This is a genomic window from Tistrella arctica (genome assembly GCF_039630945.1).
Lineage (GTDB): Bacteria > Pseudomonadota > Alphaproteobacteria > Tistrellales > Tistrellaceae > Tistrella > Tistrella bauzanensis.
In genome coordinates this window covers 215155-227590 of sequence record NZ_JBBKTV010000004.1, presented here as the reverse complement: position 1 = coordinate 227590, position 12436 = coordinate 215155, and the positions used below count along the sequence as shown (strand labels likewise).

The window sequence follows — 12436 nt, the reverse complement described above, 5'->3', positions numbered from 1 at the left end:
GGTCGCACATTAGGTGCAAGATTGTGTCACCCGCAAGCCGTGCCACCGCAGTGGTGGATATTCGTTGACGCCGGTTGTGGCGATCAGTGTTCCCGGGTGAGAACGCATTGCGGATAATGATATGACAGGCAGGCCGTGGGGCTGCGAACCTCAATCGGAACCGGCCCGATTCGGGCCGCCATCGGGCGATCGAGGCCGCGCGTATATGGCGAGCGGGCAGGCGAGGACGACGGGCGCGGCTGGTCGTCTGCAGGCTTCGGTCCGACCCGAACTCCGATCGGGCGCAGCTCGTGATCAGGTGAGTGGGATGCGTTCGATGGCATCTGGCCGGGAGAGGGTGTCGTCAGGCCTCGCCGGCCATCTGTTCCTTCAGCACGCTCGGTTCCTTCAGCACGCTCTGGGCCGCCGCTTCCAGGAACCGCTTCGACATCTGCTCGTCATTGACGGCGCGCGAGAGGATCATCGCACCGACCATCGTCGAGAGAATGGCCATGGCGCGGTTGCAGGGCTCGCCGCCGGCATTCCCGGCTTCGCCCTCGCCGATCCAACCGCCAAGCATCACAAGGTATTCCCTGATGCCGGCCTCGAAGGATGCCTTCACCTCAGGGCTCTGCCGGGCCGCATCCGAACCCAGTGCGACGACCGGGCATCCGTCCATCCGCTCCGCGGAATGGTCCATGCTCAGGTAGAACGCGATCACCGCGCCGAACGGATCCTGCGGATTGGCCGTGGCTGCGGTCGACCATCGGTCGAAGGCCATCTCCAGGGCCCGTCGGGATGCCTGCGCGGCCAGATCGTCTTTTGACGTGAACTGCTTGTAGAACGCGCCCTGTGTCAGCCCGGCAGCTTCCATCAAGCCCTTCAGGCCAATGCCATTGAAGCCGTGCTCGCGGAAAAGGCGGCTGGCCACGTTGATCACCGTCTGCCGGTTTTCCGCGGCCTGAACGCGATTGACGCGCATCGTCACCTCCATAATTAGATTGCACTCAACATCTATAACATATATAGAGTTCGATCACAATCTAATTGGGGCGAGGCGATGGGCAAGAGACTGAGATCAATTGCCGTGGCAGGAAGCGTTCTGCTCGCGGCGTCGGCGGCCGCGGCGTTCGCCGTGCTCTCGACCAACCCGCAGACGGCATCCGCCGTGGGTGATCCACGGATGAAGGCCCCGATCGTCAGATCGACGATGGCGACCCCGATCGGCCACTCCGAACGGCGGTTCACCGGCATTGTCGCGGCCAGAGTGCAGAGCGATCTCGGATTTCGCGTGCCCGGCAAGATCACGGAACGGCTTGTGACTGTCGGACAGCAGGTCAAGGCCGGTCAGCCGCTCATGCGGATCGACGAGGCGAACCTGCGATTGGTGCTCGCCGCCCGGCGCAATGCCGTCGCCGCGGCCCGCGCCGTGCTGGTTCAGGCGCGGGCCGATGAAAAGCGCTATGCCACACTGGTCAGACAGGGGCTCGCCGCGAGCGCGCAGCGTTACGAACAGGCGAAGGCGGCCATGGACACCGCCAGGGCTCAACTCGCTGCGGCCGAAGCCGAAGCCGGGGTTGCCGAAAATGAGGCGGCATATTCCATTCTGGTTGCCGATGCTGACGGAATGATCGTCGAAACGCTCGGTGAGCCGGGGCAGGTCGTGTCTGCCGGCCAGACCGTCGTCAGGCTTGCTCAGGCCGGCCCCCGTGAAGCCATCGTCTCATTGCCTGAGACGGTCCGGCCGGCGATAGGCTCGCGGGCCGAGGCCAGCCTGTATGGGACCGGTGCCCGGCGCTACGCGGCGGAGCTTCGGCAGCTATCGGAGTCCGCCGATGCCCGGACCCGTACCTATGAGGCCCGCTATGTTCTTGCGGGCGAGGCCGCGGCAGCACCGCTCGGAGCGACGGTCACGGTCCGGCTGGTCGATCGGGCGAGCCATCCCGAGGTGGAAGTGCCGCTCGGCGCCCTGCTGGATGATGGCCAGAGAACCGGCGTCTGGGTTCTGGATGACACCACGTCGACGGTGCGCTTCCGGCCGGTCGGGCTCGCGCGCCTGACCGGCGAAACCGCCGTGATCACCGGCTTGCGGTCTGACGAACCAATCGTCTCGCTCGGCGCCCATCTTCTGCAAGAGGGCGCTCGCGTCAGAACGGTTTCCGAAAGCGGGAGCGAGTGATGACCCTCAATCTCTCCGCGATCGCCGTTCGCGAACGGGCCGTCACCCTGTTCGCCCTGCTTCTGCTGGTGGCGGCCGGCATCTACGCCTTCTTCATGCTCGGCCGGGCGGAGGATCCGAATTTCACCATCAAGACGCTGACGGTCACGACGGCATGGCCGGGTGCCACGGCGCGCGAGATGCAGGATCTCGTGGCAGAACCGTTGGAGAAGCGGCTCCAGGAACTCGCCTGGTATGATCGCGTGGAGACGACCGCGCGGCCGGGCTATGCGTATATGACCGTCACCCTGAAGGACAGCACGCCGCCCGGCGATGTGGAGGCGCAATTCTATCAGGCACGCAAGAAGCTTGGAGACGAAGCGCGAAACCTGCCGACAGGCGTTTTTGGCCCGTTCGTCAACGATGAATATTCGGATGTGAGTTTCGCTCTCTACGCGCTCAAGGCCAAGGGCATGCCGATGCGTGAACTGGCCCGACAGGCCGAGGCGATCCGTCAGGATCTGCTGCATGTGCCGGGCGTGAAAAAGATCAACATCCTCGGTGAGCGGCCCGAACAGATCTTCGTCGAATTCTCTTACGACAGGCTGGCGACCCTTGGCGTCTCGGCGCTGGACATCGTCGCCGCCCTGCAGCGGCAGAACACGGTCACGCCGGCAGGCTCGGTCGACACCCGCGGTCCGCGGGTCTTCATCCGGATCGACGGCGCCTATGACAGCGTTCGGGCCATTGCCGACACGCCGATCGTCGCCGCGGGACAGACGCTGAGGCTCTCTGACATCGCCGAGGTCCGTCGCGGCTATGAAGACCCGCCCACATATCTCATCCGGCGTGGGGGCGAGCCGACCATCATGCTCGCGGCGGTCATGCAGGAGGGGTGGGACGGTCTGGCGCTCGGCCGGGCGCTGGAAGACAGGACGGCGGCCATCGGCCAGACGCTGCCGCTTGGGATGACACTCGAAAAGGTCAGTGACCAGGCTGTCAACATCAAAGCGGCGGTCGACGAGTTCATGATGAAGTTCGCGATGGCGCTCGGCGCCCTGATCCTGGCGCTGGGTCTTCTGGTGGACGACGCCATCATCGCCATCGAGGTGATGGTGGTGAAGATGGAAGAGGGCATGGACCGCATCAAGGCGGCGGCCTATGCCTGGAGCCACACCGCGGCGCCGATGCTGTCGGGAACGCTGGTGACGATCGCGGGCTTCCTGCCGGTCGGCTTCGCGCGCTCGACGGCTGGCGAATACGCCGGCAACATCTTCTGGGTGGTGGGGTTCGCCCTCATCGTCTCATGGATCGTCGCGGTGGTCTTCACACCCTATCTCGGCGTCAGGATGCTGCCCGCGATCAAGCCGGTCGAAGGTGGCCACCAGGCGATTTACGGCACGCCGAACTATCGGCGCCTGCGGCGGCTCATCACCTTGGCCGTGCGGCATAAATTCGTGACCTGCGGCATTGTCGGCATCGCCTTCGCGCTGTCGGTTGTCGGCATGGGGGCCATCAAACAGCAGTTCTTCCCGACATCCGACCGGCCCGAGGTGCTGGTGGAGGTTCGCCTGCCGGACGGCACCAGTATCGAGACCACGACCGCGGCGGTCGAAACGCTGGAAGACTGGCTGGACGGCCAGCCCGAGGCCCTGACCGTCACAAGTTATGTTGGTCAGGGCGCCCCGCGCTTCTTTTTCGCGATGGCGCCCGAATTGCCCGACCCGGCCTTCGCCAAGATCGTCGTGCTGACCCCGGATGCCGAGGCGCGTGAGGCCCTGAAGCAGCGGCTTCGCGGGGCGGTGGCCGAGGGATTGGCGCCCGAGGCGCATGTGCGCGTCACGCAGCTCGTCTTCGGGCCCTACACGCCGTTTCCGGTCGAGTTCCGGATCATGGGGCCGGACCCCGCGCAACTCTATCGCATTTCCGAGGCGGCCCTCGACATCATGCGGGGTGTGCCGGACGTGCGGCAGGCCAATCGCGACTGGGGCAACCGCGCCCCCGTGCTTCGCTTCGTTCCGGATCAGGATCGACTGAACCTCATCGGCCTCTCATCCACCGAGGTGAGCCGGCAGCTCCAATTCCTCCTGACCGGCATTGCGGTCACACAGGTCCGCGAGGATATCCGCAATGTCCCCATCATGGCGCGCAGTGCCGGCGGCGAGCGGCTGGATCCGACACGGCTGGCGGATTTCTCGCTGATGAGCCGGGACGGCCAACCCGTTCCGCTCGACCAGATCGGCCGCTCGGCCATCCATCTGGAAGAGCCGATCCTGAAGCGCCGCGATCGCGTGCCGGTCATCACGATCCGCTCGGACATCGACGAGGCGACCCAGCCGCCCGAGGTCTCGAAGCAGATCATGACCGCCCTTCAGCCGCTGATCGCCACTTTTCCGGCGGGTTATCGCATCGAGATGGGCGGATCGATCGAAGAGGCGGCCAAGGCCAACGCGGCCTTGGGCAAGGTGTTTCCGCTCATGATCGCCATCACGCTCATCGTGGTCATGGCGCAGGTCCGATCCTTCTCGATGCTGGCGATGGTGTTGCTGACGGCGCCGCTTGGTCTCGTCGGGGTCGTGCCGACCTTGCTCGCCTTCAATCAGCCCTTCGGCTTCAATGCCATCCTGGGCCTTATCGGGCTGGCCGGCATCGTGATGCGCAACACACTGATCCTGACCGAGCAGATCAAGGAAAACCGTGCGGCCGGGCTCGATGACTATCGCGCGGTCATCGAGGCCACGGTGCAGCGCACACGGCCGGTGATGCTGACCGCCCTTGCCGCGGTGCTGGCCTTTATCCCCCTCACGCATTCGGTGTTCTGGGGGTCGATGGCCTATACGCTGATCGGCGGCACCGCGGTCGGCACGGTGCTGATCCTGCTCTTCCTGCCCGCGCTCTATGCCGCGTGGTTCCGGATCAGGCCGGTTGCGGATGGAAGTCGGTAAGGCGGGCATGCTAGGAAGACGGGAGCGGCCCGATCGCCCGGCCGGCCGCGCCTCGTCCGTGACCTGGAGCGCTGTTGCCCAAGATGACCGAGACCAGCCCCGAGACCAGCGCCGATGCGCCCGAGCCGCGCAAGCGCAGCGTGCGGCCGAAAACCCTGGCCCGGACGCGCACCATCCTGGAAACCGCCCATGACGTGTTTGCCGAGCGTGGCTATGAGGGGGCGTCGATTTCCGAGATCGCGCGCCGGGTGGGCATCGCCGAAGGCACGATCTACAAGCATTTCGACAGCAAGAAGGATCTGCTCGGACAGGTTCTTGTCCGCTATTACGATGGCCTGATCGCCGAAATAGAAGCGAATCTGCCGCATATCACCGGATTTCATGAAAAACTGCGCTATATTTTCGGCTTCCATCTTCAGAATCTGCTGACGAACGCGGGCATATCGAAAGTATTCCTGCGTGAAGCCCGCAGTCATGACGATTATTTCGAGTCCATCATTCTGGACGTGAACCGCCGTTATACCGGCATCACCCAGGCCATCGTGCAGGATGCGATCACGCGGGGCGAGGTGCGGGCCGATTTCCCCGTGCGGCTGGTGCGCTATCTGGTGTTCGGCACCCTGGAACATGTGGCGTGGCGCGCCATGAGCGGTCGCGGCCGCATCGACGTGCCCGCCATTGCCGATGCATTGACCGACGCCCTGGTGCGCGGCATGGCGCCGCCTGCCGCCGCCGAGCCCGACCCTGCCTCTGGCCTGCTGGACCGTCTGGAGGCGGCGATCGCCCGGATCGAGGCGCAGTCGACGCATAAGTGAGCCATATTTACTGACAATGTCCGCATGGCGCCGGAGGTGAATCCGGCCATCGCTGTGGTGCGCTGCGGAAATTCTGCGTGCATTGCAGTATATTGTCTCTCATTCCGGATAATTGCTCCGGCATGCGGATGATGCGCCCGCAGTCGTCATTTTGCATTGACTCATAAAAGTGAGTGACGTTCACTAAGCATGTCGCCGGACGACAAGACATGCAGAACCGGCGCGCAGACAGGGAGATGACTTCGGCCGGGGCAGCGACGCCCGCGAAGTCCGTGATCACGCCGCGCCATGATGCGCATGGCCATCCGCCGATACGGCCGCTGAAGAAGGCCCCCCAATCCGATGACCGCACCGACCCTCGTTCGCGAGGCCGCCGGCCCGGCTGATCCGCCGCGCGCCGACGCAGGCCCCGCCATGTCCACCAACCCGTCCGATGCGGCCGCGCGGTCGCGAACCGGCGCGCCGCCTCTGCTGGTCTGCGACCGCATCGACCGGTCGTTCGGCGGGCTGAAGGCGTTGAAATCCGTGTCGATCGCGATCAGCCCCGGCCAGATCTTTGGGCTGGTCGGGCCGAATGGCAGCGGCAAGACCACCATGGTCAATGCCATCACCGGCTTCTATCCGCCGGATGCCGGCCGGGTCATGTTCGACGGCCGCGACCTGAAGGGCTTGAAGCCGCACCGTATCGCGCGGCTGGGCATCGCCCGCACCTTCCAGAATCTGGCGCTGTTCCGGGGCATGAGCGTGCTCGACAACATTCTGGTCGGTCGGCACATCCACATGCGGCCCGGCGCGCTGAAATCGCTGTTCTATCCGGTCTGGGCGCGGCCGGCCGAGATCCGCCACCGCCGCCATGTCGAGGACATCATCGACTTCCTGCAATTGCAGGATGTCCGCGACATGGCCGTGGAGGTGATCCCGCTGGGGTTGCAGAAGCGTGTGGAGCTGGCGCGGGCGCTGGCCGCCGAGCCCCGCCTGCTGGTGCTGGACGAACCGATGGCCGGCATGAACCAGGAAGAGAAGGAATACATGGCCCGTTTCATCCTGGACGCCCGCGACGCCTTTGGCGCCGCGGTGCTGCTGATCGAGCATCACATGGACGTGGTGACCGCCCTGTGCGACCGCCTGCTGGTGCTGAGCTATGGCGAGCCGATCGCCGAGGGCGACCCCCATGCGGTGATCGCCGAGCCGGCGGTGGTCGCGGCCTATCTGGGGAAGGGGCGGACCCGTGCGGCCTGAGAGGTTGGCAGAACCCCATGGCGGACGGCGGGCTGCGCCCGCGACGGATCGGGCGGCGCAGCCGCAGGCCGGCCCGCTCGCGCCACCGGATACCGGGCGCGGAACCAGCGTGCTGACGATCCTGGCGGCGAATGCCCGCGATCATGGCGATCGGCCGGCGCTGCGCGAACGCGCGCTGGGCATCTGGCAGACCTATGACTGGCGCGATTATCGCGACCGGGTGGCGGCGATCGCGGCCGGGCTCGACGCGCTGGGCTTCCGGCAGGGCGATGCCCTGGCGGTGCTGGGCGACAACCGGGCGGCGCTGTATTTCGGATCGGTCGCGGCCATGGCGCTGGGCGGGTTCTCGTCACCCGTATTCCCCGACGTGCCGCCCGAGGAGCTGGTGCACTTCACCCGCATCGCGCAGCCGCGCTTCGCGCTGGCCGAGGATCAGGAACAGACCGACAAGCTGCTGGCGCTGCGCGCCACATCGGGCCTGCCCGCGACGATCATCTATGACGATCCGCGCGGTATCGCCGGCTATGACGAGCCGGGGCTGGTGGCGCTGGCCGATCTGGCGGCGCGCGGCCGGGCGCGGCTGGCGGCCGAACCGGGGCTTCTGGACGACATCATGGGCCGGGCCGGCGCCGATGACATCGCGGTTCTGCTGCATTCATCGGGCACCACCGGCGCGCCCAAGGGCATCCCGATCCGCCATGGCCAGGCGCTGGCGGCGGCGGCGGCGGCGGCCGAAGGCGGCTGCTTCCGCACGGGCGACGAACACATCGCCTATCTGCCGATGGCCTGGGTGGGCGATTTCGTGTTCAGCATCGCCGGCGCCATGGCGCAGCGCTTCGTGGTCAACATTCCCGAACGCCAGGAAACCGTGGCCCGCGATCTGCGCGAAGTGGCGCCGACCCTGTATCTGGCGGCGCCGCGCGCCTGGGATCTGATGCTGACCCGGGTGCAGGTGGGCATGGAGGAAAGCACCGCGTTCAAGCGCGCGGTCTATCAGCGCTTCATGGCGCTGGCGACCGGCATGGAGCGCGACCGCCTGGCCGGCCGCCGGCCGGGCATGATGCGGCGGATGCTGCGCGCGGTCGGCGAGCCGGTGATCTATGGTCCGATCAAGGATCATCTGGGCCTGTCGCGCGCCGCCCGCGCCTATACCGGCGGCGAGGCGATCGGCGAGGACACCTATGTGTTCTTCCGCGCCCTGGGCATCGACCTCCGCCAGTTCTATGGCCAGACCGAAAGCTGCGCGCTGGTGGTCTGCCAGACCGGCGGCGAGGCCATGCCGCACAGTGTCGGCCGGCCGCTGCCGGGGGTGGCTGTCAGGATATCGGCCGAGGGCGAGGTTCTGATCAGCGCCGGATCGGTGTTCAGCGGCTATCAGGGCGCGGCCGCGACCGGCGACGACACGCTGGTCGACGACGACGACGGTCGGCGCTGGCTGCGCACCGGCGATGCCGGGCATCTCGACCCCGGCGGCGAGCTGGTGGTGCTGGGCCGGATGGGCGATGTCCGCCACACCACCGGCGGCGCGCGCTTCATTGCCGGCCATGTCGAGAACCGGCTGAAATTCAGCCCCTATATCCGCAATGCGGCGGTGTTCGGCGACGGGCGGCCGCATCTGGCGGCGCTGATCTGCATCGACGAGGCGGCGGTGGGCCAGTGGGCGCAGCGCCATGGCGTCACCTGGACATCCTATGCCGACCTGTCGCAGCACCCGAAGGTGCTGGATCTGGTGGGCGAGGCGGTGGCGCGCACCAATGGCGTGCTGCCCGAGGGTGAGCGTGTCCGCCGCTTCGCCAATCTGCACAAGGATTTCGATGCCGATGACGGCGAGATCACCCGCACCCGCAAGCTGCGTCGCGGGCTGATCGAGGGCCGCTATGGCGCGCTGATCGAGGCGCTGTACGGCCCCGGAGACGCCACCACCCTGGATATCGAGATCACCTATGAGACCGGCGCGCGTGCGATGACCAGCCGCCGGATCATGCTGCGGGAGGCGCGCTGACCGATGGATATGGCCTTTGCCGGCGAACTCGCGCTCAACGGCGCTCTGGTCGGCCTGTTCTATGCCCTGGTGGGTCTGGGCATCGTCTTGATCTACAAGGCATCCGGCGTCGCCAATCTGTCGCAGGGCGCACTTGCCATGGTGGGCGGCTATGTCGCCTGGGCGCTGGCGACCGATGCCGGCCTGCCCGCATGGCTTGCCATTCCACTGGTGCTGGTTGTGATGTTCGGTCTGGGCGTGGCGCTGGAGCGGGTGGTGCTGCGACGCATGGCCGGCGAGGCGCCGATCATGATCATCATGGTGACGCTGGGCATCGAGATCATGTTGCGCGGCGTGGTGCCGGGCATCTGGGGCGCCGACGTCAAGCGCCTGGATCTGGGGATCGGCCAGGATCCGATCTTTCTGGGGCCGATGCTGATCAACACCGCCTATCTGGTCGGCGGGGTGGTGTCGCTGGTGCTGATCGGGCTGTCGGTGCTGTTCTTCGGCACGCTGCACGGCATCGTGCTGCGGGCGGTGTCGGACGACCAGATCGCCGCATGGTCGGTGGGCATCCGGGTCGAACATGCGATCGCCCTGGCCTGGGGGATTTCCGGGGTCACCGCCGCATCGGCCGGCATCCTGTGGGGCTCGGTTCAGGGCGTTGACTGGACATTGTCGCTGTTTCTGGTCAAGGGGCTGGCGGTGGCGATCCTGGGCGGGCTCGACAGCGTGCCGGGGCTGCTGGTGGCGGGGCTGCTGGTCGGCATCGCCGAAAGCCTGGTCGCGGGGCTGCTCGACCCCGTGGTTGGCGGCGGCACCCGCGACATCGTGGCCGCGGTGATCATTCTGCTGACCGTGCTGGTCCGCCCCTACGGCCTGTTCGGCCGCATCCATATCGAAAGGGTCTGAGGCCGATGTTCTATCGTCGGGCAGGGGTCCGCCACACCAGCTATGTGGCCGACCGCAAACTCTGGCCGCTGGCCTTCGATCGCCGGATGCTGGCCGTGGTGATGGTGGTGGCCATCACGGTGCCGCTGTGGCTGGGGCCGCTCTATCTCACCGCCTGGGCTTTGCCGATGGTGATCTGGGCCACGGCGGCCATGGGGCTGAACCTGCTGATGGGCGGCGCCGGCCAGATCCATCTGGGCTATGCGGCGGTGATGGCGATCGGCGCCTATGCCTCGGTGCATCTGGGCCGGGCGGGGGTGCCGTTCGAACTGGCGGTGCTGGGCGGCGGTCTGGCGGCGGCGCTGATCGGCAGCGTGTTCGGCGCGGCCGCCCTCAGGGTCAAGGGCCTGTATCTGGCGATCTCGACGCTGGCCATGCAGTACATCGTCGATTTCGGCATCGCCCATGTTCCGGCGATCAGCGGCGGCAGCCAGGCGACGCTTCAGGCGCCGCCGGTGACCCTGCTGGGCCTTGTGCCGGTGGACAGCGATGCCGGGCGCTATTGGGTGGCGCTGGCGGTGTGCGTGGTGGTGGCATCCTTCCTGCTGAACGTGTCGCGCACCGGCTATGGCCGCGCGCTCGCCACCATCCGCGACAAGGATTACGCGGCCGAGGTCATCGGCGTGAACAGCTTCCGCTACAAGCTGTCGGCCTTCTGGACCAGTTCGTTCATCGGCGGCGTGGCCGGCGCGGTGCTCGCCTTCTGTTATTACCGCGCGATCACGCCCGAACAGTTCCATCTGGACGTCTCGATCCAACTGGTGGCGATGGTGATCGTGGGCGGGCTCGGCAGCGTGATGGGCAGCATGCTTGGCGCCGCCTTCATCTTCGCGGCGCCGCTGCTGCTGAACACCGGGCTGGTCGCCCTCGTCCGTGCCGGCGATCTCGCCATCTCGCAGGAACTGATCGCGCATATCCCGCTCGCGGTCTATGGCGCGCTGATCATCGGCTTCCTGCTGATCGAGCCGCTGGGCCTGGCCAAGATCTACGACAACATCCGCAAGTATATCCTGGTCTGGCCGTTCCGCCATCTTGGCTGATGGCGGCGGCGGGCCGGTTCCACGCACGAAAAAGAACACGATCTCTGGGGAGAAGCGACATGGGTATTCTGGGTCGTGCGGCAGGACTCGCCTTCGCGGCGGTCCTTGCGGCATCGGCGGCGGCCACGGGCAGCGCCGCCGCCAATGACGACGCGGTGGTCAAATTCGGCATGCCGCAGGATTTCACCGCCGTCTACACCTTCGTGACGTCGGAATACAATCAGGGCCAGCGCGACTATCTGGCGCTGGTCAACAGCCGCGGCGGCATCGGTGGGGTCACCTTCCAGGCGCTGGTTCTGGACCATGGCAACCAGCCGCAGCGCGGCATCGAGGCCTATGAGCGGCTGAAGCAGCAGGGCGCGCTGACCATCGACGCGCTGTCGACGCCGGTGTCGCGGGCGCTGGTGCCCCGGGCGATGGCCGATCATCTGAACCTGCTGACCACCTTCAGCGGCCGCAGCGATGCCGCCGACGGCAGCACCTTCCCCTATGTGATCCCGATGTCGCCGATGTACTGGTCGCAGGCGGCGGCGGTGGTGTCGTACATGAACACGGCGACCGAGGGCGGGCTGAAGGGCCGCAAGCTCGCCTATGTCTATATCGACTCGCCCTTCGGCCGCGAACCGCTGCCGGTGCTGAACGCGCTGGCGGAAGAGAACGGCTTCGAACTCGGCACCTTCCCCTATGCCTCGCCCGGCAGCGAGCAGTCGGCGGTCTGGACCCAGGTCCGGCGGTTCCAGCCCGACTGGACGGTCATCTGGGGCGGCGGTGTCGGCCAGACCGTGGCGCTGCGTGAAGCGGTGCGCAACGGCATCCCCCGCGACCGGCTGGCAACCGGTGTCTGGCTGTCGGAATCCGATGCCGAGATCGTGGGCCGCGAACAGGCGAAGGGCGTGCTGAAATTCGAGGCCGTGGCCAGCGGCCGCGAGCCGAAGATCATCGCCGACATCCTGTCCGAGGTGGTGGCCAAGGGCAAGGGCGCCGGCCCCGAGGCCAAGGTCGGCACCGCCTATTACAACATGGGCGTCGGCATGATGGCGATGGTGGTCGAAGGCGCGCGTCTGGCGCTTGAGGCCGACCCGACCCTGCCGCTGACCGCCGAGCGGCTGAACATCGGCATCCGCAGCATCACCGATTTCAATGCCGAGGGCCTGCTGCCGCCGACCACGCTGACCCGTGAGGATCATCAGGGCGGCGGTGCCGGGCGGATCGTCGCCTGGGACGGCACGCGCTGGGTGGCCAAGACCGACTGGTTCTCGGCGCATCAGGATCTGGTGTGGAAGATGGTGCGGGCCGAGTCGGAAAAGTACCGCAAGACCGGGGAGTGA

The 12436-nt window shown here is 66.7% G+C and carries 9 protein-coding genes; 8 read left to right on the top strand and 1 reads right to left on the bottom strand.

Annotated elements, in window-relative coordinates; translation table 11 throughout:
• Window positions 1–343: 343 nt before the first annotated feature.
• The gene (locus tag WG924_RS10640) at window positions 344–961 is read right to left on the bottom strand and encodes a TetR/AcrR family transcriptional regulator (RefSeq protein ID WP_345933006.1); all 618 of its coding nucleotides are present in this window, start codon (window positions 959–961) and stop codon (window positions 344–346) included.
• 78 nt (window positions 962–1039) lie between these two features.
• On the opposite strand from WG924_RS10640, the gene WG924_RS10635 reads away from it, so the two are divergent.
• The 8 genes from WG924_RS10635 to WG924_RS10600 all read left to right on the top strand — a co-directional run bounded on the left by WG924_RS10635 (window position 1040) and on the right by WG924_RS10600 (window position 12436).
• Window positions 1040–2158: an efflux RND transporter periplasmic adaptor subunit gene (locus WG924_RS10635; protein WP_345933005.1), complete on the top strand. Its 1119-nt coding sequence runs from the start codon at window positions 1040–1042 to the stop codon at window positions 2156–2158.
• Complete coding sequence (locus WG924_RS10630) at window positions 2158–5082, top strand: efflux RND transporter permease subunit (RefSeq protein ID WP_345933004.1); 2925 nt, start codon at window positions 2158–2160, stop codon at window positions 5080–5082. The genes WG924_RS10635 and WG924_RS10630 overlap by 1 nt, the downstream gene beginning before the upstream one ends.
• Window positions 5083–5165: 83 nt before the next feature.
• The gene (locus tag WG924_RS10625) at window positions 5166–5897 is read left to right on the top strand and encodes a TetR/AcrR family transcriptional regulator (RefSeq protein WP_345933003.1); all 732 of its coding nucleotides are present in this window, start codon (window positions 5166–5168) and stop codon (window positions 5895–5897) included.
• Window positions 5898–6311: 414 nt separating this feature from the next.
• On the top strand, window positions 6312–7136 hold the full coding sequence (locus tag WG924_RS10620; protein ID WP_345933246.1) for an ABC transporter ATP-binding protein: 825 nt from the start codon (window positions 6312–6314) through the stop codon (window positions 7134–7136).
• A gap of 109 nt (window positions 7137–7245) precedes the next feature.
• On the top strand, window positions 7246–9138 hold the full coding sequence (locus tag WG924_RS10615) for an AMP-binding protein (RefSeq protein WP_345933002.1): 1893 nt from the start codon (window positions 7246–7248) through the stop codon (window positions 9136–9138).
• A gap of 3 nt (window positions 9139–9141) precedes the next feature.
• Window positions 9142–10029, top strand: coding sequence for a branched-chain amino acid ABC transporter permease (locus WG924_RS10610; RefSeq protein ID WP_345933001.1), 888 nt, complete (start codon window positions 9142–9144; stop codon window positions 10027–10029).
• Between the two features lie 5 nt (window positions 10030–10034).
• On the top strand, window positions 10035–11108 hold the full coding sequence (locus WG924_RS10605) for a branched-chain amino acid ABC transporter permease (protein ID WP_345933000.1): 1074 nt from the start codon (window positions 10035–10037) through the stop codon (window positions 11106–11108).
• Window positions 11109–11167: 59 nt separating this feature from the next.
• On the top strand, window positions 11168–12436 hold the full coding sequence (locus WG924_RS10600) for an ABC transporter substrate-binding protein (protein ID WP_345932999.1): 1269 nt from the start codon (window positions 11168–11170) through the stop codon (window positions 12434–12436).

Excerpts from the sequence above, each read along its gene's own strand:
- WG924_RS10640 (WP_345933006.1), bottom strand. The coding sequence starts at position 961 with ATGCGCGTCAATCGCGTTCAGGCCGCGGAAAACCGGCAGACGGTGATC.
- WG924_RS10620 (WP_345933246.1), top strand. The coding sequence starts at position 6,312 with ATGTCCACCAACCCGTCCGATGCGGCCGCGCGGTCGCGAACCGGCGCG.
- WG924_RS10610 (WP_345933001.1), top strand. The coding sequence starts at position 9,142 with ATGGATATGGCCTTTGCCGGCGAACTCGCGCTCAACGGCGCTCTGGTC.
- WG924_RS10625 (WP_345933003.1), top strand. The coding sequence starts at position 5,166 with ATGACCGAGACCAGCCCCGAGACCAGCGCCGATGCGCCCGAGCCGCGC.
- WG924_RS10630 (WP_345933004.1), top strand. The coding sequence starts at position 2,158 with ATGACCCTCAATCTCTCCGCGATCGCCGTTCGCGAACGGGCCGTCACC.
- WG924_RS10600 (WP_345932999.1), top strand. The coding sequence starts at position 11,168 with ATGGGTATTCTGGGTCGTGCGGCAGGACTCGCCTTCGCGGCGGTCCTT.
- WG924_RS10635 (WP_345933005.1), top strand. The coding sequence starts at position 1,040 with ATGGGCAAGAGACTGAGATCAATTGCCGTGGCAGGAAGCGTTCTGCTC.
- WG924_RS10605 (WP_345933000.1), top strand. The coding sequence starts at position 10,035 with ATGTTCTATCGTCGGGCAGGGGTCCGCCACACCAGCTATGTGGCCGAC.